The organism is Methylomonas sp. LW13, from assembly GCF_016865255.1.
GTDB lineage: Bacteria > Pseudomonadota > Gammaproteobacteria > Methylococcales > Methylomonadaceae > Methylomonas.
This window is the reverse complement of record NZ_CP033381.1, coordinates 893642-917387: the sequence shown is the minus strand read 5'-3', so window position 1 is coordinate 917387 and position 23746 is coordinate 893642. Positions and strand designations below refer to the sequence as shown.

Below are 23746 nucleotides of genomic sequence, written 5' to 3'. Positions count from 1 at the left end.
CTCAGGACAACCCGAATGAAACATTTATCAATAGCAATAATTTTGTTGGCTACTTTCGCCGCCTGCACAACAAGCTCTCGATATACCCAGCCCTTAGCCACAGCCGACCCGGCTCCAACGCCAAAATCCATATCGACCGCCTCGCTCTACCCGCCAGCCGCCATCGAAAAAACCGGTCCCGTGAATGTTTATCTGATTCCGTTGAATGATTTCTCGGAAGATGTTGCAGCGCAAATCGGCAGGGATTTGAGTAAGGAGTTCGGCCTGTGGGTCAAAGGCACGGTGGCGATGGGCACGCAAGGCCTGGTGCCGATGCCGGGCACCCGACAATTCGCGGCGGAAGACATCTTCGAACAAGCTAAAACCGTGATGCAGCGTTTGCCGGAAGCGGACAGCAACACCTATTTCATATTTCTGACCAACCGCGACATCAACAGCCGCGCCCGGAATTTTCGTTTCCAGTTTTCCTTCCACGACAAGGTCTGCCGCTGTTCGGTGGTTTCGGCTGCGCGCATGCATCCGGAACCCGAAAATTCGCCTGGTAGCCGCCAGCATCTCGAATCGCGATTTATAAAAATGACCAAACGCGCCATCGGCCAAATGGTTTTGGGTTGGGAACGCTCCAGCGATATCAACGATCTAATGTATTCGCCGATTATGAGCTTGGACGACATCGATCACTTGGGCAATCGGCATCCGGCCATACCCAAGAAGTAACCGTATCGAAAGTTAATCTTAGAGGCCCCCCTTTCCACGAGCGGCTTAATCGGGGTATTCTGCCGCCTTCGCGCTGGTATCTATCAGCTCACAATCATTGCCACATTAAACCCAACCCTTTAAACATGTTTTCCGCAATATCACGTAATGCCAGTGTTATCGGCTGTTTATCGTTATTGACGCTGCTCAGCCCCGCCGCCTTCGCTCACGGCGTCGACACCAACACAGAACGGTTTTTGCTGGCCAACCAAGGCGTCGCCATCGGCCCGTTTTTGTATATCGGCGCCAAACATATGGTCACCGGCTACGATCATTTGTTGTTTTTGGTGGGGGTGATTTTCTTTTTATTCCGCACTTGCGACGTGCTGGTCTATGTCAGCCTGTTTACCTTGGGACATAGCTTGACGCTGCTGTTCGGCGTGTTAAGCAGCATCTCGGTCAATCCGTTTCTCATCGACGCCATTATCGGCTTGTCGATTGTGTATAAAGGCTTCGACAACCTGGGCGGTTTTCAACGCCTATTGGGGTTTCAGCCCAATACCAAATGGGCAGTGATGATTTTTGGCCTGTTTCACGGCTTTGGCCTGGCGACCAAATTGCAGGATTTTTCACTACCCGCAGCCGGGCTCTGGAAAAACTTGTTGGCGTTTAATGTGGGCGTGGAAATCGGCCAATTTCTGGCCCTGCTGTTTATCTTGATCGCGCTGGACTTTTGGCGCCGCCACCGCAGTTATTACACCTTTTCCACGGCCACCAACACCCTGTTAATGTCCGGAGGCTTGATTCTGTTCGGCTACCAAATCACGGGCTACATCATCCATGGATAACTCGATGCAAGACCGCAATCCGCCAGTCCAATCAACTAAATCGCTGACCATCGCCAGCCTGTCGGCAACGCTATTGGCGGGCGTTGTGCTGATCACTGCGGTGTTGCCCGCTGAATACGGCATAGATCCGACCGGGTTTGGGCAAATGACCGGTTTAACTAGCTTGGCGTCGCCAAGTGAAACAGGCAGCGCTTGCTCGGAGCCGGTGCAGGCGGTGAGCGCCGCGCAACCAGCAGCGCCCTCGCAATGGCAGGATACGGTAAAAATCGTGGTGCCGGCCGGTGAAGGACTGGAATACAAATTTCATCTCGCCAAAGGCGCGAACCTGGAATATTCGTGGTCCACCAACGGCGCGGTGCTGTATTTTGATTTTCACGGCGAGCCGCAAGGCGATAAAACCGGCTATTTCAAAAGCTATAAGGAAACGACCGACAGCCAATCCAGCGGCTCGTTAAGCGCGCCCTTTGAAGGCTCGCACGGCTGGTATTGGGAAAACAAATCCAACGCGCCGGTTACTGTGGTTTTAAATACGAAAGGGGCTTATCGGATTTTGGGCTTGATGTGATCTAAAACCATCGGCTCAAGGAAACCAAGCTGACTGACATCAAAACGGGAGATGCCAACAAGCGAAAACGCTTAGTCTTCCGGCCCAAAGCACTGCGGATAATCTTTACAAACCTCACAGGACGGCGCCCGGCAAACGTATAAACCTTCCGCTTCGCAGAGTTGTTTGTACAAAAATTTTTTCCATTTCATGTCTTTGCTGTTACGCACCAGCAATTCCGGAAAGTTGTAGCCCAGCATGGCCGACAAATCGCTGCGCGACCATAAGCCCAAATCCTGCCACAAATGATCGCTACCCAAACAGGCGGCGACGATCAGCGCGATCAGCCATTCGGTTTCCGCGCCGGGATTGGCGGCGAATTGCGCAAGCAGGACTTCCAAATCCTGTTTTTCCAACATGCGGCTGTAATCCAGACTGCTACCGGAAAAGGCTTTCGGCGCCAAGGAATAGCCGGGAAAGTAGCGGTCGATAAGCTGTTCAAATTGTATTGGGCTCAAGCCCAATCTATCGGGAAGCACACCATCACCGACACACCAACTGGCGATAATTTGCGCCAACCAGACGCTGTTGGGCGACTGGTCGGCACAGGCCAGCAGATCCTCATAAATGTGTTGCCGCGACTTCATAACCAAGGGCTCTACCCTATCATTCGATGCCATGCTAAGTGTGCAACTCATACTCGATTCTCCGGCCTATTTAACGATGACGCAGACGCTTAATACTCAACGCGAATATCTTCGTCCCTAACGATCATCTGACAAGCCAAACGCCATTCCGGCGGCAAGTCGTCGACGATCATTTGCTCCAACTGTTCGGTAGTGACTTTACCGATTTGTTTCAGCAGGGCTTTTTCCTTCTCAGTCATCGTGCCACCCATGCGCTCCAGCTTTTTATCGATGCTGGTGACGCGGACCACGCAAGTGCCGCATTCGCCATCTTCGCATTCGAAATTGATGGGGATCTTGTTTTCCAGAGCCAGCTTCAAAATAGTCTGGGTGTGACTGCCGGCAACGGCGTAAACGGTTTTATCCCGGTATTCGGGACTGGTAAATGTGACTAATGCCATGTGTTACTCCTTTGCGTTACTTATACTGGTTTAAGGGAAATTTCGCCGCCCAAGACTTGCGCTTGGCAAGCCAGACGGTTGTGTTTGCCGGCCATGTTTTCTCGCAAAATTTTGTCTTCCAGTACGGACGGCTCGGTCAAGTTGTTCCAACCGGCAGTCACTTTCATGATACAGGTTCCGCAATCGCCTTCCCGGCAACCGTAAGTAATGCCGGAACCTACTTTCTCGGACACCTCAATCACCCGGGTGCCGGCGGGGACGGTAACCGTCACGTTTATATCTTCAAATGTAATGGTCGCTTTGGCCATTGTAAAAACTCCATAAGGTATTAAAAGTCATCTCGGCAGCCTCTAATCTGAGGACCAACCGGTTTGGAATCGAAACGATTCCTGATTTTCACCGGCCTTACAGCCGATGAGGTCACCGATCCGTCCGTGAATCGGTTTAGCCTACGAATACCGCTGTAGACTCAATAGCAAGCGTCTGTTTAATCCGGTTTACAGATCCGCAAAATTAATCACCCGTGATTCTCTGGCCCCGGTCAGCTCCTGAGCCAGCTCCAAGCCAAAGGCCTTACACTCGTGTATCTCGTCGTCGGTAGGAATCAGCTTGACGCGCAGGCCTTGAATCGGTACCCGCAGTTTCAAGCCGCGCAAGCGGTCTTCCACTAGGCGCACGCCTTCGCCGGTCCAACCGTAAGAACCGAACACGCCGCCGAGTTTGTTTTTTAGATTGACCACCGCCAGCGAAGACAACAGATCCCAAATCGGCTTGACCGCATCGCCGTTGATGGTCGGCGTACCCAACACCAAACCGTCGGCCTCTTCGATCAAATCGACAAACGGCGCCACCTCGCCACCCTCCAGGTCGTAAAGCGATACGCGCACATCCTCGACTTGCATCGCGCCTTGATATATCGCTTCCGCCATGCGCCGGGTATTGCCGTAAGAGCTAATGTAAAAAATCAGCAGGGTTTTTTGATTGGGCCGCAGCTCGTTATGCAAAGCAGGGCTGGATAACTGCCGATAACGCTGGATGTAATGCTGCGGGCGGTCGCGCAAGATCGGCCCGTGGGTCGGTGCAATCAGTTTTAACGGCAAGGGTTCGATCAACTCCAGAGCCCTGACCACGTATTCCTTGAACGGCCGCATGATGTGGGCGTAGTAATATTCGAAGGAAAAGCGGAAATCGCCGACTTTGTCGTTGTACAAGCGGTTATCGCAAAAATGGCAGCCAAACACGTCGCCGGAAAACAGCATCGCTTCTTCCGGCGCGTAGGTGCATTGCGTGTCCGGCCAATGCAAATACGGGGTGTGCAAAAACTCCAGACTTCGGTCGCCCAGCGAGACCTTGTCGCCGGTCAGCACTGGGGTAAAGCTCAACTCGTCCTGCTTCAGCAGGCCTTTGAGCATGGACTGAGCTTTTTGGGAAATGAACAGCTGCGCGTGCGGCGCCCGTTTCATCAACTCCGGCAAGGCGCCGGTATGATCGGGTTCCAAATGATTGAGGACGATGACTTTGATTTCCGAATAGTCTGCAACGCTTTCCAGGCGGGCGAAAAAGGCGTTGGCAAAGCCTTCCTTGACAGTATCGATGACCGCCACGCCTTCACTGCCGCGAATCACATAGGCGTTATAGCTGGTGCCGTTGGCGGTCTTCAGGATGATGTCGAAAGTGCGCAAATTCGGATCCAGCGCACCGACCCAATGCACGCGCTCCGACAAGGCCACCGCCAGCGGTACGCCGTCTTCGCTCTCCAATCTGACGCTGTTCATGGCTTGCAGGCCTCAGAGCGCGACTGCTTGGGACAGGTTTCCAAATCCTTTTGCGAAGCCAAGGCAGCCAAGCCCAACCAGGCATCGACCTGTTGTTGGTCGAACCCGCAGACGCGCTGTTCGTTGACCTCCATCAAAGGCCTACGGATCAACAACGGCTGCGCCACCATCAGCGCTATCGCTTCGTCTGCGCTGACAGCATTTGGATCGACCAACCCTTGTTTGACAGCCGGCGCGCTGCGGTTAAACCAATCCGCCACCGGCATGTCGCCGAAAAACGAGCGCAACTTGCCCGGTTCCCTGCCCCACGGCTGTTGCAGCAGATCGTAGACCACCAGCAAATGGCCGGCGGCACTCAGCAACTGCTTCTGCCGGGTATTGTTCAAGCAGCCCGGCTTTTCATAGAAATGCACGGTGGCCATGGCCGTTAATGGGCTTGTAGTTCCGCCATCGCCTCGGCCATTTTTTCGGGCGGGATACCGGTCAGCGAGCCGGGCGGGTTGATAGGCACACCCAGTGCGTCGAGAATCGCGCCTTCAATCGGGCAAATGCTGGCGCATTGCGTGTCTTTATAATCGCCCTCGCATTCGGTACATTTTTTCGGGTTGATCCTGAAATGCCCGGCTTTTTCCGACATGTAGATGGCTTTGCTGGGGCACAACGGCTCGCAGGCATAACAGTTGACGCAGGATTCAATGATTTGTAAGGCCATGACGTTACCTTTGTATTCGATGGTTAATCAGTTCTAACAATCTCCCTCTCCTGATGGAGAGGGCTGGGGTGAGGAGAATTGAATAAGCAAAAGCTTTTTGATTCACATCACCCTACCCTCTCCGGCCGGAGAGGAAATATTGGGCTATGCCGTCGCCCGTTCTTCTTGTGGTGCCGCCTCGTCCAACTTGCCGGCGGCAGCCATTTCCTTGTAAACCGCCATCACCGCTTCTTCGATAGGCTCCATCGCATGCTCGCCGTTGGGTACGATGCCGGCTTTTTCCAGCAAGTCCCAAGGCTCGTAGCCGATTTTGGAGCACAACACCGCTTCACAGCCGGCCAGAGAGCGAATGGTTTGTTGCAACACACTCTCGCCGTCGCCGCAGGTATCGTCGCCGCCGCAATACAAGTCTGTCTTGCGATGACTCATGAAACGCACGCCGTTCGGGGAGGCTTCGTAGATAAGAAACTCTTTGGCATGTCCGAAGTGCATATTGATGACACCTTGACCGCTAGTGGCGATAGCCATCAACACGGGACGGGTATTCAGCTTGGGCTCGTCGGCATGGCCCGCGGCTTTTTCCGCTTTCGCGGCGCGCTTACTGTGCATTTCCTCGGCAATCGCTTCGTGGATCACTTTGCGTTTTTCCATCGCCGATTGGTAATCGATTTCCATCGCTTCGATCTTGTCCATGGTGAACTCATCGCCACGGTCTTCGCCCAACAGACCGACCGCGTCGGCCCGGCATTGCCGGCAGTGACGCATCATGTTCATATCACCGGAGCAGGCGTCTTGCAGATCCATCAACTCGTCCTGAGTCGGACCGCGTTGACCCATGACGCCGTAGAAGGTGCCGTGTTCGGCTTCAGCGATTAACGGCATGACGTTATGCAGGAAAGCGCCCTTGGCTTTAACGATTTTGCTGACTTCCGCCAAGTGTTTGTCATTGACGCCAGGAATCATCACCGAATTGACCTTGACCAAAATGCCTCTGGCAGTCAGCATTTCCAAGCCTTTTTGTTGCTGCTCGATCAGGATCTTCGCGCCTTTCACGCCTTTGATGCGTTTGTTTTCCCAGAAAATCCAAGGATAGATTTGCGCGCCGATTTCCGGATCAACACAGTTGATCGTGATCGTGACGTGGTCGATATTGTGTTTAGCCAACTCCTCAACTGACTCCGGCAAGGCCAGACCGTTGGTGGAAACACACAACTTGATGTCGGGCGCTTCGGCACTCAAACGGCGGAAGGTTTCGAAGGTTCTTTCTGGGTTAGCCAATGGATCACCAGGGCCGGCGATGCCCAGTACGGTCATTTGCGGGATATTGGCTGCCACCGCCATGGTTTTTTTCACGGCTTGATCGGGCGTCAACAACTCGGAGACCACGCCGGGACGCGACTCGTTGGAGCAATCGTATTTGCGGTTGCAATAATGGCATTGAATGTTACAAGCCGGTGCCACCGCCACGTGCATGCGGGCAAAATAGTGGTGCGCGTCTTCCGAGTAACAAGGATGATTTTCTACCTTGGAGCGAATCTCGTCGGACAAATGCCCGAGTTGATCATCACTTGTACCGCAAGAATGGGAGGAGCAGCCGCCTGCGCTGGCTGCTGGAGTTTCGTTTAATACTGGCAGTTCCATATTCTTCACCTCACTTGATTGGTTATGCAGTGAGAAAGCACAGGCCATGCCAGTTATGAAATCAATTTAACTTACTGATATATAAATTCTTTTTTAAGATAAACTACCAAACACCCCAATATACGGCCGCCTAATGTTTGTAACGGCACAATCCCCGCCGGCCGATTGTCAGGATTTGGACAAAGCGCCAAAGGCCTGAAAGCAGGCAATTTCAGAGGCAACTCAGACGCCTGGCATCGTTCAGTACATACGCTTGCGAAATAGCCAGCCGGCGCAACTCAAGCAGAACAAACCGATCAGCACCAGCGGCCAATATTGGTCGGTTAAATCGGCGATCCCCAAGCCTTCCAGAAATACGCCACGGATAATGATCAAAAAATAACGTAGCGGATTGACGAACGTCAGCTGCTGCACCAGTTCCGGCATATTCTCGATGGGCGTGGCGTAGCCGGACAGGATTACACCCGGCACAATCACCAGAAATCCACCCAGCAGGCCCTGTTGTTGGGTGACCGATAGCGAGGAAATCATCAAACCGGCACCGATCACCGAAAACACATACAACACGATGCCGATATACAGCGCGGCCAAGCTGCCCAACAACGGCACCTGAAACCAGAAGACCACCATGAAGATACTGAAAGAGGCTTCGGCTACGCCGATGATCAGGCCGGGAATGGCTTTGCCGATCAGAATTTCCGCCGGGGTGAATGGTGTCACCAGCAGTTGGTCGAACGTGCCCTGTTCGCGTTCGCGCGCCACAGACAATGCGGCCACCGTCATCGTCACCACCAAAGTCAGCAAGCCGACGATACCGGGCACAATAAACCAGCGGCTTTCCAGATTGGGATTAAACCAGGCCCTGATGCGCAATTCCGCCGGCGGCCCGGTTTGGTTGTGCTGATGTGCCCAGTCGCTGTTGAACTGGCTGATCACGTTACGGGCATAGCCCAAGGCAATTTGGGCCGTATTGGAATCGCGGCCGTCCAGCAAAATCTGCACCGGTGCCGGCTGCCGGCCGCTAAGCAAATCGCGGCTGAATTGTTGGCCGATATGCAACACCATCAGCACCTGCTTGCTGTCCAGCGCTGCGGCGATTTGCTCCTGGCGCTCGATGCGCAACACTTCCCGAAACGCCGGCGCACCGTTGAAGCGGGCAATCAAATCGCGGGCGGCGCTGCCACGGTCTTCGTTGTAAATCGCGATCGGCAGTTGGTTTAGATCGTAAGTAGCGGCGTAGCTGAGCAAAAATAACTGCACCAGCGGCGGCACGATCAAGACAAAGCGGCTTTTTTTATCCTTCAGCAGGCTGAGGAATTCCTTGATCAATAAAGCCTGAATGCGCCACCACATACTCGTCACTCCAGGCGGCGCGGCGCCCGCCACAGGGCCAATGCCAGGAAGGCCGAGGCCATCAGTAACAAGGCCAATGCGTTGGGCAATATGACTTCCCAAATATCGCCAGCCAGGAATACGGTCTGCAAAATCGCCACGAAATAACGAGCCGCCACCAGATGGGTAAACAGTTGCACCGCCCACGGCATGCTATCAATATTGAAAATAAATCCGGACAGGATAAAGGCCGGCAGAAAAGTCACCACAATGGCAATCTGCCCGGCGACAAACTGATTTTTGGCGGCTATGGAAATCAACAAACCCATGCCTAGCGCCGCCAGCAAAAATAATGTGCCCGCCATCAGCAACACCCACAAGGAACCGACCAGCGGCACCTGAAACAAAAACACCGCCATGCCTATCGACAGCAACATGCCGCCCATGCCCAGTAAGTAATACGGAATCAGTTTGCCGAGCAACACTTCGCGGACGCTGACCGGCGTCGAAATCAAGGCCTCCATCGTGCCGCGCTCCCATTCGCGGGCCATCACCAAAGCGGTTAATAAGGCGCCGATCAAAGTCATAATCACCGCGATCAAGCCCGGCACCAGAAAATTACGGCTACGCAAGGCGCTGTTGTACCAAACCCGGGCGGCCAATTGCACCGGCTGCGGCGCTTCCTGTCCCTGCCAAGCGGCACGAGCGTTGAGCCAGGTTTCAAAAACGCCTTGCACATAACCGCTGGTCAGACGAGCGGTATTAGCATCGACGCCATTGACGATAACCTGAATCGGCGCCGGTTCGCTGCCGGTCAAGCGCTTATCGAAATCGGCCTGCAAATGCACGATGGCGTTGATTTTTCGAGTCAGCAAGGCCTGCTGAGCCTCACGCAGGTCGCGGAAATAATGCGCTTGAAAATAATCGGAATAATCGAAACCGGCGCTAAAACTGCGCGACGCCGGTGAAACATGCTCGACGACCAGGCCTATCGGCACGCGGCGAGCGTCCAGTGACACTCCATAACCGAACAACAACAGCAAGAACACCGGCATCGCAAACGCAATCGCCAGGCTGCTGGGATCGCGCAGCACTTGTAAAAACTCCTTACGAATCAAGCCTAGCAGGCGTTGGCTGGCGGCAGTCATCCGGACGACGCTCCTTTGAGTTCCAGCAAGCGAATGAAAGCCTCTTCCATGGTCTCGGCCGGCGCTTGCCCGACGGTTTGACTGCGGCGGCGAATCTCGGCCGGTGTGCCGGCGGCCAGGATGTCGCCCTCGCGCATGATCAACAGCCGGTCGCAATATTCGGCTTCTTCCATGAAATGCGTAGTGACCAATATCGTTACCCCTTGCGCCGCCAGGCTGTTGATGCGATTCCAAAACTCGCGGCGCGCCAGCGGATCGATGCCGGAAGTCGGTTCGTCGAGAAACAGAATCTCGGGCTCGTGCATCAGCGCGCAAGCCAGCGCCAGCCGTTGTTTGTAACCCAGCGGCAGATCGACGCTATTGGTGTCGGCAAACTCAGTGAGGTCAAACTCTTGAAGCGCCCAGGCTATACGCTCTGTTCGCCGCTTATGGCGTAAACCGTAGGCATGGCTGAAAAACTGTAGATTTTGCCTGACCGACAATTGTCCATATAGGGAAAACTTCTGTGACATATAACCAAGTCTGGCCCTGGCCTGGGCGGCTGCCGTGCGCAAATCCAGGCCGGCCACCCGCAAGCGGCCGTTGCTGGCCGGCAGCAAGCCGCATAACATTCTGAATGTCGTGGTCTTGCCGGCACCGTTGGCACCGAGCAAGCCGAAAATCTCGCCTTGCCGCACCTCGAAAGACAGTTTCTTAACCGCCTGAAAATTGCCGAACCAGCGGTCAACTTGCTCGACTTCAATCACTGCTGCGTGCTCCGTCGCCAAAAACCGCGAACCATTGCCGGGTACAAAACAGACGGTTTCCACTGGCGACTTTTCGTCGTGCCGGGCCAGCAGCAACATGATAAAAGCATCTTCCAAACGCGGCGGCACCGGCGTAATTCGCACTTGCTCGGCAGTATCGAATATCGCCGTCCAATCCGGCTGGCAATTGGCGCGCGCCACAGCCCGCACTGTGTCACCTTGTACCACCGAGTCGATTAAATCGGCATGCATCTGCAAACGTTGTTGCAGCAGGCGTTTACCCAGTACCGGACTGGACAACTGGTAACTGCAAGCCTCCGCCAGACGATGAAAGCCGGACGGTGCATCCTGATGCAGAATTTCGCCACTATCCAGCAATACCACCTGCTGGCAACGCTCGGCCTCGTCCATATAAGCGGTACTGAGTAAGACGGTGGTGCCGAACTCCGCCACCAAGGACTCGATAATTTGCCAGAGCTCACGGCGTGACAAGGGATCGACGCCGACCGACGGTTCATCCAGCAGCAATAATTTCGGCCGATTCAGCAAGGTGCAGGCCAAACCCAGTTTTTGTTTCATACCGCCGGATAGCTGACCGGCCAGACGCTGATTGAATTTTTGCAGATTGGTCATGCGCATCAACTCAGCGAAGCGCTGCTGCCTGTCCTGCAGCGATATGCCGTAAAGATCGGCGTAAAGATTGAGGTTTTCCAGCACGCTCAAGTCCTCATAAAGACCAAAACGCTGGGGCATATAGCCGATTAATTGGTGCAATTGGGCACCGGCGGCGGCCGTATCCAAACCAAAACTGCTTATGCTGCCGCTATCGGGCAACAACAAACCGGCCGCCAAGCGTAGCAAGGTGGTTTTGCCGGCACCGTCCGGACCCACCAAGGCCGTAACTTGGCCGAGCGACAGACTCAGGGAAATATCCCGCAAGGCCGGTACGACCCGGTCACCGGCGGTAAAGTGCTTGCTTACCGACCTGAAGGTCAATGGCGCCGGTGCGGCATCGGCCTCTATGGCAATCACAGCGCGGGTTCGCAGCTCGGTTGTGCCATCGGTGCTTGCTGGGTGTCTATCCTCACGGTGACCGGCATCCCCAGCCGCAATTGATCGTCCGGGTCGCAGGCGTAGATCCGTACTTGATAGACCAGGCTGGTGCGCAGCTCGGTGGTTTCCACCGTTTTAGGCGTAAATTCGGCAGTCGGCGACATGTACCCTACCCAACCTCTATAGCTTTTATCCGGAAAGCTGTCGCTGGCCAAACTAGCCGGCAGACCATAACGCAGTCGTCCCAAATCAGCTTCCGCCACATAGGTTCTCGCCCACAAAGGCTCGCGCAAGGCCAACGTCAATACCGGCTTTTGCGCGCTGGCCATGTCGCCGGGCTCCAGGATGCGGTTCTGGACCACCCCATCCTGCGGCGCATACAAGCGCGCATCGGCTAAGACTTTATCAGCCAGCTGTAAGGCGGCCTGATCGGCTTTCAGTTGTGCTTGCGCCGCTTGAATATCTTCCCGGCGTGGACCGATTTCGGTCAGCGCATATTGCTGTTTCAAGGCTTGCAGACTCTGCTGGGCCGCGTCGTATTGGGCTTGCGCCCGATCCAGGGACTCGGCGGAGCTTAGTTTGCGTTTGACCAACGCCTGAAAACGGACCAACTCTTTCTTAGCCAGTACCACCGCCGCTTCCGCCGCTTTGACATCATTGCCAGCCTTACCGATTTCCTGCGGCCGCGAACCGTGCAGCAGCTTATCCAGCTGATGTTGTTGCACATCCACTTTGGCTGCGGCCTGATCGCGGCTATATTGAAAGCGCTCCAACGCTTGCGCCGCCAACAATTGGCCGCGTTTGACCCGCTCGCCTTCCTGAACCAGGATCTGCTCGACGCGCTCCGGATCGTGAAAACTCAGTTCGACTTGGCGAATATCCATGTTGCCGTACAGGATCAAGGCATCGGTATGCCGATTTCCCTCCTTCAGATAAAAACCGCTGGCGACCAGCACAACGGCAGCTACTCCCCCAACGAGATACAGGCCTGGTTTACTAATCATCTATGAATTACCCGCCGCTGATTTAAACGTGTCGGCTCAGTATACTGAAAGCCGAGCCTGAGATGCATCTAACAACTTACCCCGCCAGTTAATCGATACTGTCCTTGGCCTTTACGCAGCTTCTTTAGTACACTGCGGGCAACCTTATTTTTCAGGCGCAGAGCGTATGACTTATTGTATTGCTGTCTCTCTAAAAGACGGACTGGTATTAACGTCGGATTCCAGAACCAACGCCGGCATCGACAATGTCAGCATTTACGGCAAAATGCACCCATTTTGTACGGCATCTGATCGGAAAATCGTACTGCTCAGCGCCGGCAATCTGGCGACCACGCAGGCCGTGATCGACCAGTTGAAGCGCGATATGAAAGAAGAGACCGAAGTGAATCTGGACACGGTCAACTATCTGTCGGAAGCCGCCGCCTATTTGGGGCGGATCAGCGTCGAAAAGCAGCGCCGCCATGTGGATGCCGGACAAAGCAGCTTCAATCCGTCCGCCACTTTTATTTTGGCGGGACAAATAGGCCAGGAGCCGCACGGCGCTTATTTGATTTATCCGGAAGGCAATTGCATCACTACCTCGCGGCAGACCCCTTATCTGCAAATCGGCGAAAACAAATACGGCAAACCGGTGCTGGACCGGTTTTTAAAAATCGATACCGCACTGCACGAAGCCGGGCGTTGCTGCTTGATTTCGATGGACTCAACGATGCGCAGTAATGCCAGCGTCGGCGCGCCGGTGGAGCTGTTGATTTATCACCGAGATACGCTGACACTGGACGAGTACTATTGCTTCCAGGAAGACAACGAATACTTAAGCAAAATCCGCAAGATGTGGCACGAAAAGCTGAAAGAAGCCTTCGCCACCCTGCCGCAGTTCAGTAAAGAGGATTCCCGGCCGTTGCCGGGCTGCATATAACGTCCACGCTTCATCCTAACTTGGGGCTATGGCACACAGATCATAGTTCCAAGCGGTTTCATTTATGCTGGGCATAGCCAATCCCGTTCGCCCTGAGGCAGGGTGGGTGGTGTTCTGCTCAGCAACTACGCCTGTGTGCTCTACTTATTGCATCCATGCACGGTTTACAACCGCCGCAACGGATTTTCAGGTTTATCGTCGATAACTCGTCACAATAGCCAGTAACCGCTACAATTGCCGACCCTAATCCAATTCCTGCCCGCCGACCCAGCCATGTTGCAGTTCGGCGATCAGAACCGCAGCTGGCGATGGCACAAACTCTAATTCAAAAAATCGATTACGGCTGGCGTTTACTGGCCACTGCGATCAGCTTTACCAGCTTCGGGATCGGTGGCGTGATGCTGTGGCTGCTGGTGTTTCCGCTCTTGGCAATATGGCCGGGCAGCCGGGCCGAAAAAGCCGGCCGCGGCCAATACACGGTGCATCTGAGTTTTTATATGTTTATAGGCTTGATGCACAGACTGGGCGTCATGAGCTATGAAGTGATAGGACTGGAAAAACTCAACCGTCCCCGCCAGCTGATTGTCGCCAACCACCCGACGCTGGTGGATGTGGTGTTTTTAATCAGCCGAATCAAACAAGCCAACTGCATCGTCAAGGCCAGCCTGTGGCACAACCCGGCGATGCGCGGCCCAATCTTGAATGCCGGCTATATCAGCAACGCCGATTCTGAAACGATGGTCAACGATTGCGCCGCTTGGCTGCAAAACGGCGGCACCATGATCATTTTTCCGGAAGGCACCCGCTCGGTGCCGGGCCAGCCTTATCGTTTTCAACGCGGTGCCGCAGCCATTGCTTTACAAGCCGATAGTATAATCACGCCGGTAACGCTGACCTGTAAACCCAGCACCCTCACCAAAACTCAAGCCTGGTACCAAATCCCGCAGCGGCGTTTTCATTTGCAAATGATCGTCGGCGAGGATGTGGAATTGCAGCCTTTCCGGGAGTTGCAACCACGCTCGATAGCGGTGCGGCGTTTAACGCAGTATTTACAGGATTATTTTACTCAACAACGAGAACGCCATGAGCGAGATGGAAACTGAATTAAAACACCTGATTATCGACACGCTGGCGCTGGAAGATGTCGATGCGGCGGACATCGACAGCCACGCCGCGCTGTTCAACGACGGCCTGGGCCTGGACTCTATAGACGCACTGGAACTGGGATTGGCGATACGTAAAAAGTATCAGGTAAAAATTGATGCCGAACGCGACGATGTGGTGAAAATCTTCGGTTCCGTGGCGGCCTTGGCACAGTTTATCGAAGCAGCGCGGAGTTGAGAGGGTTTTGACGAGCCGATGCAATCCTAATCTTGCGGCGAAAAACGACAGACCTTATTCCGACCGCTGTGTTTGGCTTGATACAAACCCTTATCGGCCAAATTCAGCAAATCGCCGATGCTGCTGTTTTTATCCGTCAGGGTAGCCACGCCAATTGATACGGTAAATTGCAATTCCAACCCCGATTCAACCGCAATCACGCTATCGGCCACTACACTTCGGAGTCGTTCCGCCACCTCAAGGGCTTTAAGCAAGCCGGTTTCCGGTAATAAAATCGCAAATTCCTCGCCGCCCATGCGACCGGGGATGTCGATTTCCCGCAAAACCTCCACCAAAATGCAGCCCAGTTTTTGCAGAGCCTGATCGCCGGCGGCGTGGCCGTAGTTGTCGTTGACGGCTTTAAAATAGTCGATATCCAGCATCAGTACCGACAACGGGTTGCCGTAACGGTCACTGCGCGCCAATTCCGCTTCGCCCTGCTCCATGAAATAGCGGCGATTGGCGATGCCGGTTAGATAATCGATACGCGCCTGGCGCTCCAATTCCGCTTGCAGGGCTTTGCGCTCGCTGATGTCGCGCACGAACGCACAATTATATTCCAGACCTTCGAAAACCAGATAATTCGCGGCCACTTCCACCGGAATTTCCCGACCGTCTTTACAGCGATGGATCGCTTCCATTTTTAACGCGCCTTTTTGTTTGACTTCCTGCCAATGCGCGGGCCAATTTTCCGCCGTCAAATCCTTGTCTATATCCATTACCGAAAATGTCAGCAACTCCTCGCGGCTATAGCCCAATACTTGGCAGGCGGTGTTGTTTACAAATTGGAATCTGGCGTCAGCGGTTATCCAGTACAAACATTCAGTGGCTCTATCCACCGAAAACTGCGTCAGATGCAAAGCCTTTTCCGCCAGCTTGCGTTCGGTCACATCGTTGTAAATCGAGACGATTTCACCGCCAGGCAATTTATACACATAATTTTCCCGCCAACCCTGAATCCGCTCATCACGGTAATATGAGGGCGGAAAAGCCTCCGGCGTCCCGGTTTTGGCGACCCGCCGCAATACATCCAACAGCCCGAATTCGAATACCCCCGGAAACATCTCGGTCAGTTTTTTACCGATCAATTCTTTACGGGTGATTTTTTCGATCTGCTCGGCAGCCTTGTTAAAGCCGATGATAATGAAATCTCGGCCGTCCTCGCTGGCCCGGTATACCGCCACGCCGCTACTCATGTGTTTGAATAATGCCGATAAGCGTGCTTCGCTGGCGGCCAGGGCGCGTTTTTCCAGCAGCAACTGCTGATTGTTTTGAAACAGTTGCTCGGTTCTTTCCTCGACGCGCCGATTCAATTCGTTATTCAGCTCCGCCAGTTCCGCCGCCGCCAGTTTTTGCTGCAACCGGTCCGCACCGTGTTTGGCAAAGGCTTGCGCGAGTTGCGCGTACATTTCCGTGATAGTTTCCAGCCGCTGTCTGGCAATGACCGGAACCTTGCTGATGCTTTGCAGATAACTAGCTTCCTCGAACCCATATCGCCTGGCCTGACTGCGGAAGAATTCCAGATCCGGAGGATCAATAAAACATTGACCGGTAAAAATATTGGCGACGTGCTGGCCCTCGACGATAATCGGCATAGCCGAATCTACCAACCCGTTCAGACATTTGTAGATTGCAAACCGCTCTCCCTTCAACATGCTTTCAACCAATGCCGTATCGCTTTCTATGCAGTTACTGCAGGTGTTGTGGTTGACCCGATGAAATTTTACACAGGCCTCTTGCCAGCCGGCGTTGGTGATAACAACGCCGTCGGTATCGATAATCGCGTTTGGTATGCCGATCACCCGGTACAAATCGTCCATCAGCGTTTGCAGACTGGCAAGATCGACAAGTTGGGCGTATTTGATGGTGTTTTCGGACATCAGCTGGTGTGGAATCGAGCAGTGAAGTTAACAGTCTGTCGTGTGAGCTTGATAATAGCAGCATTCCCGTGAAGCGGAACTGAAAAACACTGGATTTTGGCTAGCGATAAATACCCGGCAAGCTATACAGGCATGGCATTGACGCGAAAGAATGCTTAGCAAGCATGCTATGGCGCCCAAGCTTGGCCGTTCGCCAACGGGCAAAGCACGGTCCAGCCAGAATTTCTCTCGCAACGATCCGAACAAGAAATTCAAGAAAGCATCATTGGGCGGATGCGCAAAGCCCTATCCTCCGTTCAACGGACAAACGGCCTCCCGATGAACGGTTACAGCTTAGTCAATTTTTCTTGGCTCCCCATTTGCGCTAAATCTGATGGCTGATGTTAGAAGGCGTACCTGTAGAGTTACTCAATGCGGTCAATATCTGGTTTTTCATTGTTATCTGGTTCCCACGCGCAGCGTGGGAACCACAATGTTCCGCACTGCGGTCACGCACACGCCGCAGCGCGGCCAAGCCCGACATCCCCACGCAGCACGTGGGAACGAGAAAAATATTTAGTCTGGTTGAGCACAGGATAAGACAATCTCCAATTTTCTTTTGTCAATCAAACCTTGCTCCGCCGACAATGGCCAATACTTATGTTCGGATTTTGTAAAAGCCACCTTTCCAACGATTATATACGATTGATATTCTGCCATTTTGGCCATTACCGAATACGATCCCAGAGCTGATTTACAACCGCACTCAGCAATTGATTTAATTATTTTGGCATCAAACGAGAGGACAGGAATCCCATTCTCGATGGACGTTTGTATGTCATTAACAGCGATGCAGGCAGACAACTGATTATTAAGTTGTATGGATTCTGGTTCATTGGCTATCGCACACGAAACGATAAAAAAAACGCCTAAAACACTAATCTTTCGTGCCACCATTAGTAGGTCTCCCATCAACATAAGACACCTTGATAATCAATGCGCTCTTTTGGGTTGTTTTATAATAAGTTGTAGTACCATCAAAATGCTATCGTGATAGCAAAAGCCAGGGAGGTACGCGGTGCGTACCCTACCGGGCTTTTAGGACATTCCTCTTAGAGGTTGCAATTACAGTTTTAACGACAATGGTTTCCCAAGTCGGGCGCTTTGGAATACACGCCAGCCAAACAAAATAAAACAGCTAGGCAGAGCAATTGAAAAAGGGGCCAACAGCAAATACAACACTGGGGCTTCGCTTTGAAGCAAAGTTACACTCTGCGTTCGAGTGCCGAACGAGATTACACCTTCAATTAAACAGAGATATGTCAATCCGATTGTGGTAACTAAAGAAAGACCAGAGATGTATAAACCAATATACATCGTTTGAAGTCTCCTTCTGGCATCCTTTGTTTTAACCATGAAGACTGGTACAGCAATACAAATAAGCAATCCAGATATAACAAAAATTGCGATCATCATAGAAACCGGCTCCTTGCAAAGGGCTAACCAGGTGCAGCCTAGAAAGCTAGAATAAAATATAAAAAGGTCGTAGATACCAATTAGAAAGGGGTAACCGGACGAACGCGGTTCAACCAACCACTCTAAACGCCTTTGACAACCCAACAACCTCCGCCTTTTTCAACGACTTACTCAGCAACATATAAGTATCCCGATCAAAAGCCGGCCGTCCGCTCTGCAACAACTCCTCTATCTCCGCCTCGTTTTTCGCGGTACCCAAATAACACCAGCGATCGATCACATGCAGCTCCTCGCCTTCGCGCACACCAATCGCGCCGGGATAAGGCCAGACGGCGAGTTTGAGTTTTTGCATGGCGATCAACAGCCGCGCCGCGTGGGCCAGCGGGGCTTCCAAACCGACGCAGGCGCCGCGGCATTTTTTGATCTGGTGACCAAAGCAAGGCCGGCCGGCGGCGGTTTTTTCCAGGCCCAACACGCTGAGGCACAGGCCGTGCTGTTCGGCGACACCGCGCAAGGCTTTCTGGGCGTCTCGCAGGTTGTGGTACAGGCCGTACAGATTATCCTGAGCGCCAAAATCCAGCTCGCCAGCCCAGCTCAGCACTGGCTTGAGCTGTTCGCCGTGTTGCTGCAATTGCCAGGCGCACAAGGCGTTTTTGCGGCGCAGGCGCTGGTTGTGCACCGGGGTTTTTTCCTTGATCAAGCGTGCTTCCAGCAATAGCGCGCCCAGCTCGCCGGCGGTTTCGATCCAGTCGATGCGGCGCAGTTGCTGGGCCAGACTCATCTCCTTGCTGTTCTTATGGTCGGCGCCGAAATGCGCCAGCACCCGGTTGCGGATGTTGACGCTTTTACCGATGTACAGCGGCAGGTCGTTCTCGCCGTAAAACAGGTAAACGCCGGGCGTTTCCGGCAAATCGTGGATTAAGTTTGGGTCGATGTTGGACGGCAGACTGGAGCGGCCGACCAAACGCTGGGCAGCTTGATCGACCACCGCCTCCGAGAACTGCTCGCAGGCTTGATTCCAGAATTGGTGAATCAATTGGGCATCGGCCAAGGCCCGGTGCCGGTCTTTGGCCTGCAAACCATGCCGTTCGATCAGGCTGTCCAGATTATGCCTGTGGTACTGCGGATACAAAGCCCGCGACAGTTTGACGGTACATAACACTTGCGGCCGAAAGCTCATGTCCAACCGGCTGAATTCGTTCTTCAAAAACCCGTAGTCAAAACGGGCGTTGTGAGCAATGAACAAGCGCCCTTCCAACAATTCCGCCACTTCACAGGCCACTTGGGCAAAGCTGGGCATCTGCGCTACCATCTCGTTGCTGATGCCGGTCATTTGTTCGATGAACAACGGAATCCGGGTTTGCGGGTTGAGCAGTTGATTCCATTCCCGCACGCCGTCTTCATCGACCAGCACGATGCCGATTTCGGTGATGCGGTCTTTGGTGGCGGTGGCGCCGGTGGTTTCCAGGTCGACGAAGGCCAGCGGCTGGTTAACGTGCTTCAGCATCGCACTCCGCGGCGGCTTGCGCCCAGTCCAGCGGACAACTGCAAAACACATGGCGGTCGCCGTAGACGCTGTCGATGCGCCCGACCGGCGGCCAATATTTGTCGTCGTGCTGGTGGCTATCCGGGAAGAAGGCTTTTTGCCGGGAATACGGCAAATGCCAGTCCTCCAGCAACAGGCGATGGGTATGCGGGGCGTTGTGCAGCACGTTATTGTCCGGGTCGGCGCTGCCGGTTTCGATCTCACGAATTTCGTCGCGAATCGCGATCATCGCTGCGCAGAAACGGTCGATTTCGGTTTTGTTCTCGCTTTCGGTGGGTTCGATCATCAAGGTATCCGGCACCGGAAACGACACGGTCGGCGCATGGAAACCGTAATCGATCAGGCGTTTGGCGATGTCCTCGACCGTGACGTTGGCGGTTTTTTTGAAGGCGTGGCAATCGATGATGCATTCGTGCGCCACCCAGCCGTTAGCGTCGGTGTAAAGAATCGGGTAATGCGGCGCCAGCCGGCGGGCGATGTAATTGGCATTCATGATCGCGGTTAGCGTGGCCCGGCGCAGGCCGGTAGCGCCCATCATCGCGATGTAGGCCCAGGAAATCGTCAAAATACTCGCCGAGCCCCACGGTGCCGCCGATACGGTACCGACCGTGCCGTGCTCGCCCTTGGCGGGATTGACGCCTTCCACGAGTGGGTGATCCGGCAAGTACGGCGCCAGATGCGCACCCACGCCGATAGGCCCTACGCCGGGACCGCCGCCGCCGTGCGGGATGCAAAACGTCTTGTGCAAATTCAAATGCGCCACGTCCGCGCCAATCTTGCCGGGCCGACATAGACCGACCAAGGCGTTGAAATTAGCGCCATCCATATACACTTGGCCACCGTGTTGATGAACGATGTCGCAGATTTCCCGAAACGCTTGTTCGTAAACGCCGTGGGTGGACGGATAGGTAATCATCAACGCCGCCAAGGTGTCGCGGTACTGCTCGGCCTTGGCGCGCAGATCGGCGACATCGACGTTGCCGTGGTCGTCGCAGGCCACCACCACAACCTGCAACCCGGCCAAGGTCGCGCTGGCCGGGTTGGTGCCATGCGCCGAGGCCGGAATCAGGCAGATGTTGCGTTGACCCTGGCCGTTGACCTGGTGGTATTTGCGGATAACCAGCAGGCCGGTGTATTCGCCTTGCGAGCCGGCATTGGGTTGCAGGGAAAAGGCATCGAAGCCGGTCAAATCGCAGAGCATGTCCTCCAGCTCGGCGAATAATTGCTGATACCCTTGGGCTTGATACAGCGGCGCAAACGGATGCATGGCATTGAATTCGTAGAACGAAATCGCCTGCATTTCGGTAGCGGCATTGAGTTTCATCGTGCACGAACCCAGCGGGATCATCGCCCGGTCCAAGGCAATATCGCGGCGCGCCAGCCGGCGCATGTAGCGCATCATCTCGGTTTCCGAATGGTACAGACTGAACACTGGATGGCTCAGAACTGCGTCGTCGCGCAATAGCGTATCCGGGATGCATTCGCCCAGTGTCGCATCCAACACGGCAATGTCCGGCAACTCGGCAATCGGCGAAGCGAACACCTGCCACAAGGTCCGTAAATGCTCGCGGTTGGTGGTTTCGTCCAGGGCAACCCCCAGCGTATCGGCATCGATAACCCGCAGATTGATATTCACATCAGCCGCCTGCGCGGCGATGCGGCGGGCGCGATTCGGCACGCTGACCACCACGGTATCGAAATAACATTGGCTCAGCACTTGATGGCCGCCTTGCACCAAACCCGCTGCCAGAATCTGCGCATAGCGATGCACCCGGCCGGCGATTAGGCGCAGCCCTTCCGCGCCGTGATAGACCGCATAAAAACCGGCAATCACCGCCAGCAGAACCTGCGATGTACAGATATTGCTGGTGGCCTTGTCGCGGCGAATGTGTTGCTCGCGGGTTTGCAGGGCCATTCGCAAAGCGATCTGGCCGTGACTGTCTTTGGACACACCAATCAAGCGCCCAGGCATCGAGCGCTTGAAGTCGTCGCGGGTGGCAAAAAACGCCGCGTGTGGGCCGCCGTACCCCATCGGCACGCCAAAGCGCTGGGCACTACCGACGGCGATGTCGGCATCAAAAGCCGCTGGCGGTTTGAGCAATACCAGACTTAGCAAGTCGGCAGCCACCGTCACCAGCGCTTGTTTGCTGTGAGCAATCGCGGTCGCTTCGGTCAGATCGCGGATTTCGCCGCTGGAGCCCGGATATTGCAGAATCAAGGCAAAGAAATCGTGTTGCGCCAGATTGTCGAACGGATCGGCGACCACCACTTCGTAGCCCAAGGAGCCGGCCCGAGTCTGCACCACCGCGATAGTTTGCGGATGGCAATCTTTATCGATCAACACGGTGTTGGACGGGCTTTTTGCTAGCCGCCGCGACATGGTCATTGCTTCCGCCGCCGCAGTCGCTTCGTCCAGCAGCGAGGCGTTGGCGATATCCATACCGGTCAAATCGATGATCATTTGCTGAAAATTCAATAAAGCTTCCAGCCGGCCCTGCCCGACTTCGGCTTGATACGGCGTGTAGGCGGTGTACCAGCCGGGGTTTTCCAGGACGTTGCGCTTGATCACCGCCGGCATGATGGTGTCGTAGTAACCCATGCCTATCATCGATACCAACACCTTGTTGCGCTCGCGCATTTTGCGCAAGTATTTGATCACCGCCCGCTCGCTGATGGTATTGGTAAGTTTCAGCGGTTCGTGATTCAAAATATTGGCCGGAATCACTTGGCCGACAATCTGTTCCAGATCGCTCAAGCCCAGCTCGGCCAGCATCTCCTGAGTCTGTTGAGCATTGGGACCGATGTGGCGTTGAATGAAATTACCGCGCATTTCCAGTTGGTCGAGACGGGCGTTTTTTGCAGACATGGCTTTATGTTCTCCGGTAACGGTGCGGAACGAAAGGTAGCGAAGTGACCGTCACCGAAATAGCAGAGTTCCGCACCAGCGCGGTTAATCCGGTACTCGGCTCGGCAAATCGGCGATCCAGCAGCGCCATCGCCACCGGCCGATTTAGACTCGGCGAGAAACTGCCGCTGGTCACCGTGCCGATTGGCTGGTCTTGATGCACAATCTCACAGCCGTCCCGCACTGGAATACGGCCATCCACCAGTAAGCCGACGCGCACTCGCTCCGCGCCATCCTGCCGTTGCTGCAGAATTTTTTCCGCGCCGGGAAAATCGCTGTGGCCTTTTTTGAATATCCACTGCAAACCCGCTTCGATAGGTGTAATCGATTCGTTAAGCTCGTGACCATACAGGCACAAACCGGCTTCCAAGCGCAGCGTATCGCGAGCCCCCAGGCCAATCGGTTCAACGCCCTGTTCCGCCAACAGCAAACGCGCAATGCGCTCGGCCTCGGCTTGCGGTAAGGATATTTCAAAGCCGTCTTCGCCAGTGTAGCCGCTACGGCTGATGTGGCATTGGGTTCCGGCAATCTCGGTGGCGCACGCTTGCATAAATTTCAGCTCGCCAGTCTGCGGCGCAAACTTGGCCAGCACCGCTGCCGCAGCCGGCCCTTGTAAGGCAAACAAGGCTAGTTTCGCTAACGCTTCGAATACGCAATCGGCCGGTAATTGGCTGCGCAGATAAGCAAAATCCTTGTCCTTGCAACCGGCATTGACGATGAGGGATAAGCCGGATTCGATGCGGGTGACGATGATGTCGTCGATAACGCCGCCGTCGGCATTGGTCAAGACGGTATATTTCTGCGCGCCGCACTTTAAATCGACGATGCCGCCGGGCGTGAGTTTTTCCAACGCCTCCGCCGCGCCGTCGCCCAATATTCGGCACTGCCCCATATGGGAAATATCGAAGAAACCGGCCTGGCTGCGACAGTGCAAATGCTCGTGAATGATGCCATTTTTGTATTGCACCGGCATCTGGTAACCGGCAAACGTGGTCATCTTGGCACCTAGTTGCCGATGTAAATCGTATAAGGGGGTTTGCTTTGAACTATTCACTTGGCCATCCCGTGTGGATTA

At 54.4% G+C, this 23746-nt stretch carries 23 protein-coding genes; 6 read left to right on the top strand and 17 right to left on the bottom strand.

What is annotated here, in order from left to right; all coding sequences use genetic code 11:
- Positions 1 to 15 precede the first annotated feature (15 nt).
- From JL719_RS03990 to JL719_RS03980, 3 genes are all read left to right on the top strand, one after another.
- Positions 16 to 717: a hypothetical protein gene (locus JL719_RS03990; RefSeq protein ID WP_129871341.1), complete on the top strand. Its 702-nt coding sequence runs from the start codon at positions 16 to 18 to the stop codon at positions 715 to 717.
- Positions 718 to 842: 125 nt separating this feature from the next.
- Positions 843 to 1544: a HupE/UreJ family protein gene (locus tag JL719_RS03985; RefSeq protein WP_051669828.1), complete on the top strand. Its 702-nt coding sequence runs from the start codon at positions 843 to 845 to the stop codon at positions 1542 to 1544.
- Positions 1537 to 2109, top strand: a complete 573-nt coding sequence (locus JL719_RS03980; RefSeq protein WP_225893015.1) for a hypothetical protein — start codon at positions 1537 to 1539, stop codon at positions 2107 to 2109. The genes JL719_RS03985 and JL719_RS03980 overlap by 8 nt, the downstream gene beginning before the upstream one ends.
- A gap of 71 nt (positions 2110 to 2180) precedes the next feature.
- Here the strand turns inward: JL719_RS03980 and JL719_RS03975 are convergent, their stop codons facing one another.
- The 11 genes from JL719_RS03975 to JL719_RS03925 all read right to left on the bottom strand — a co-directional run bounded on the left by JL719_RS03975 (position 2181) and on the right by JL719_RS03925 (position 12586).
- A complete protein-coding gene (locus tag JL719_RS03975; RefSeq protein WP_051669826.1) occupies positions 2181 to 2786 on the bottom strand; it encodes a nitrogen fixation protein NifQ in 606 nt (201 codons plus the stop codon).
- A gap of 38 nt (positions 2787 to 2824) precedes the next feature.
- Positions 2825 to 3175 (bottom strand): 2Fe-2S iron-sulfur cluster-binding protein, encoded by a 351-nt coding sequence (locus JL719_RS03970; RefSeq protein WP_033156080.1) that lies wholly within the window; start codon positions 3173 to 3175, stop codon positions 2825 to 2827.
- Positions 3176 to 3195: 20 nt separating this feature from the next.
- Entirely contained in the window at positions 3196 to 3483 is a 288-nt protein-coding gene (locus JL719_RS03965) for a 2Fe-2S iron-sulfur cluster-binding protein (RefSeq protein WP_020484745.1), read from the bottom strand.
- A gap of 189 nt (positions 3484 to 3672) precedes the next feature.
- Positions 3673 to 4950 (bottom strand): FprA family A-type flavoprotein, encoded by a 1278-nt coding sequence (locus JL719_RS03960; RefSeq protein WP_033156079.1) that lies wholly within the window; start codon positions 4948 to 4950, stop codon positions 3673 to 3675.
- Positions 4947 to 5372, bottom strand: coding sequence for an ArsC/Spx/MgsR family protein (locus JL719_RS03955; RefSeq protein ID WP_033156078.1), 426 nt, complete (start codon positions 5370 to 5372; stop codon positions 4947 to 4949). Before JL719_RS03955 ends, JL719_RS03960 begins: the two co-directional genes overlap by 4 nt.
- A 5-nt stretch (positions 5373 to 5377) precedes the next feature.
- Positions 5378 to 5662: a 4Fe-4S dicluster domain-containing protein gene (locus tag JL719_RS03950; protein ID WP_020484742.1), complete on the bottom strand. Its 285-nt coding sequence runs from the start codon at positions 5660 to 5662 to the stop codon at positions 5378 to 5380.
- A 144-nt stretch (positions 5663 to 5806) separates the two neighbouring features.
- Entirely contained in the window at positions 5807 to 7303 is a 1497-nt protein-coding gene (gene nifB, locus JL719_RS03945; RefSeq protein WP_033156077.1) for a nitrogenase cofactor biosynthesis protein NifB, read from the bottom strand.
- Positions 7304 to 7543: 240 nt separating this feature from the next.
- Positions 7544 to 8656, bottom strand: coding sequence for an ABC transporter permease (locus tag JL719_RS03940; RefSeq protein WP_033156076.1), 1113 nt, complete (start codon positions 8654 to 8656; stop codon positions 7544 to 7546).
- Positions 8657 to 8661: 5 nt separating this feature from the next.
- A complete protein-coding gene (locus JL719_RS03935) occupies positions 8662 to 9783 on the bottom strand; it encodes an ABC transporter permease (RefSeq protein WP_033156075.1) in 1122 nt (373 codons plus the stop codon).
- Positions 9780 to 11561 carry an ATP-binding cassette domain-containing protein gene (locus JL719_RS24475; RefSeq protein WP_201799015.1) on the bottom strand — a complete coding sequence of 594 codons (1782 nt, stop codon included), beginning with the start codon at positions 11559 to 11561 and terminating at the stop codon, positions 9780 to 9782. The genes JL719_RS03935 and JL719_RS24475 overlap by 4 nt, the downstream gene beginning before the upstream one ends.
- Positions 11558 to 12586, bottom strand: a complete 1029-nt coding sequence (locus tag JL719_RS03925) for an HlyD family secretion protein (RefSeq protein WP_051669824.1) — start codon at positions 12584 to 12586, stop codon at positions 11558 to 11560. The genes JL719_RS24475 and JL719_RS03925 overlap by 4 nt, the downstream gene beginning before the upstream one ends.
- Positions 12587 to 12752: 166 nt before the next feature.
- Between JL719_RS03925 and JL719_RS03920 the strand changes: the two genes are divergently transcribed.
- From JL719_RS03920 to apeE, 3 genes are all read left to right on the top strand, one after another.
- Positions 12753 to 13505 (top strand): proteasome-type protease, encoded by a 753-nt coding sequence (locus JL719_RS03920; RefSeq protein ID WP_033156074.1) that lies wholly within the window; start codon positions 12753 to 12755, stop codon positions 13503 to 13505.
- Between the two features lie 308 nt (positions 13506 to 13813).
- On the top strand, positions 13814 to 14608 hold the full coding sequence (locus tag JL719_RS03915; protein ID WP_033156073.1) for a lysophospholipid acyltransferase family protein: 795 nt from the start codon (positions 13814 to 13816) through the stop codon (positions 14606 to 14608).
- Entirely contained in the window at positions 14589 to 14846 is a 258-nt protein-coding gene (apeE, locus tag JL719_RS03910; protein WP_033156072.1) for an ApeE family acyl carrier protein, read from the top strand. Before JL719_RS03915 ends, apeE begins: the two co-directional genes overlap by 20 nt.
- A 26-nt stretch (positions 14847 to 14872) precedes the next feature.
- Here apeE and JL719_RS03905 read toward each other — a convergent pair whose 3' ends face one another.
- From JL719_RS03905 to gcvT, 6 genes are all read right to left on the bottom strand, one after another.
- A complete protein-coding gene (locus JL719_RS03905; RefSeq protein WP_051669822.1) occupies positions 14873 to 16765 on the bottom strand; it encodes a diguanylate cyclase in 1893 nt (630 codons plus the stop codon).
- 555 nt (positions 16766 to 17320) lie between these two features.
- Positions 17321 to 17722, bottom strand: coding sequence for a DUF2195 family protein (locus tag JL719_RS03900; RefSeq protein WP_084153248.1), 402 nt, complete (start codon positions 17720 to 17722; stop codon positions 17321 to 17323).
- A 147-nt stretch (positions 17723 to 17869) separates the two neighbouring features.
- Positions 17870 to 18220 (bottom strand): hypothetical protein, encoded by a 351-nt coding sequence (locus JL719_RS03895; protein ID WP_129871340.1) that lies wholly within the window; start codon positions 18218 to 18220, stop codon positions 17870 to 17872.
- A 109-nt stretch (positions 18221 to 18329) separates the two neighbouring features.
- Positions 18330 to 19727 carry a 3'-5' exonuclease family protein gene (locus JL719_RS03890; RefSeq protein ID WP_033156165.1) on the bottom strand — a complete coding sequence of 466 codons (1398 nt, stop codon included), beginning with the start codon at positions 19725 to 19727 and terminating at the stop codon, positions 18330 to 18332.
- Positions 19711 to 22632: an aminomethyl-transferring glycine dehydrogenase gene (gene gcvP / locus JL719_RS03885; protein ID WP_033156070.1), complete on the bottom strand. Its 2922-nt coding sequence runs from the start codon at positions 22630 to 22632 to the stop codon at positions 19711 to 19713. The genes JL719_RS03890 and gcvP overlap by 17 nt, the downstream gene beginning before the upstream one ends.
- A gap of 4 nt (positions 22633 to 22636) precedes the next feature.
- Positions 22637 to 23725, bottom strand: coding sequence for a glycine cleavage system aminomethyltransferase GcvT (gene gcvT / locus JL719_RS03880; RefSeq protein ID WP_033156069.1), 1089 nt, complete (start codon positions 23723 to 23725; stop codon positions 22637 to 22639).
- Positions 23726 to 23746: the final 21 nt, after the last annotated feature.

Bases quoted from the DNA above. Each gene is read 5' to 3' on its own strand.
- JL719_RS03965 (WP_020484745.1), bottom strand. From the start codon at position 3,483: ATGGCCAAAGCGACCATTACATTTGAAGATATAAACGTGACGGTTACC.
- JL719_RS03975 (WP_051669826.1), bottom strand. From the start codon at position 2,786: ATGAGTTGCACACTTAGCATGGCATCGAATGATAGGGTAGAGCCCTTG.
- JL719_RS03970 (WP_033156080.1), bottom strand. From the start codon at position 3,175: ATGGCATTAGTCACATTTACCAGTCCCGAATACCGGGATAAAACCGTT.
- JL719_RS03900 (WP_084153248.1), bottom strand. From the start codon at position 17,722: ATGTTGATGGGAGACCTACTAATGGTGGCACGAAAGATTAGTGTTTTA.
- JL719_RS03935 (WP_033156075.1), bottom strand. From the start codon at position 9,783: ATGACTGCCGCCAGCCAACGCCTGCTAGGCTTGATTCGTAAGGAGTTT.
- JL719_RS03950 (WP_020484742.1), bottom strand. From the start codon at position 5,662: ATGGCCTTACAAATCATTGAATCCTGCGTCAACTGTTATGCCTGCGAG.
- apeE (WP_033156072.1), top strand. From the start codon at position 14,589: ATGAGCGAGATGGAAACTGAATTAAAACACCTGATTATCGACACGCTG.
- JL719_RS03985 (WP_051669828.1), top strand. From the start codon at position 843: ATGTTTTCCGCAATATCACGTAATGCCAGTGTTATCGGCTGTTTATCG.
- JL719_RS03895 (WP_129871340.1), bottom strand. From the start codon at position 18,220: ATGATGATCGCAATTTTTGTTATATCTGGATTGCTTATTTGTATTGCT.
- JL719_RS03980 (WP_225893015.1), top strand. From the start codon at position 1,537: ATGGATAACTCGATGCAAGACCGCAATCCGCCAGTCCAATCAACTAAA.
- nifB (WP_033156077.1), bottom strand. From the start codon at position 7,303: ATGGAACTGCCAGTATTAAACGAAACTCCAGCAGCCAGCGCAGGCGGC.
- JL719_RS03940 (WP_033156076.1), bottom strand. From the start codon at position 8,656: ATGTGGTGGCGCATTCAGGCTTTATTGATCAAGGAATTCCTCAGCCTG.
- JL719_RS03890 (WP_033156165.1), bottom strand. From the start codon at position 19,727: ATGCTGAAGCACGTTAACCAGCCGCTGGCCTTCGTCGACCTGGAAACC.
- gcvP (WP_033156070.1), bottom strand. From the start codon at position 22,632: ATGTCTGCAAAAAACGCCCGTCTCGACCAACTGGAAATGCGCGGTAAT.
- JL719_RS03955 (WP_033156078.1), bottom strand. From the start codon at position 5,372: ATGGCCACCGTGCATTTCTATGAAAAGCCGGGCTGCTTGAACAATACC.
- JL719_RS03915 (WP_033156073.1), top strand. From the start codon at position 13,814: ATGGCACAAACTCTAATTCAAAAAATCGATTACGGCTGGCGTTTACTG.
- JL719_RS03925 (WP_051669824.1), bottom strand. From the start codon at position 12,586: ATGATTAGTAAACCAGGCCTGTATCTCGTTGGGGGAGTAGCTGCCGTT.
- JL719_RS03920 (WP_033156074.1), top strand. From the start codon at position 12,753: ATGACTTATTGTATTGCTGTCTCTCTAAAAGACGGACTGGTATTAACG.
- JL719_RS03960 (WP_033156079.1), bottom strand. From the start codon at position 4,950: ATGAACAGCGTCAGATTGGAGAGCGAAGACGGCGTACCGCTGGCGGTG.
- JL719_RS03990 (WP_129871341.1), top strand. From the start codon at position 16: ATGAAACATTTATCAATAGCAATAATTTTGTTGGCTACTTTCGCCGCC.
- JL719_RS03905 (WP_051669822.1), bottom strand. From the start codon at position 16,765: ATGTCCGAAAACACCATCAAATACGCCCAACTTGTCGATCTTGCCAGT.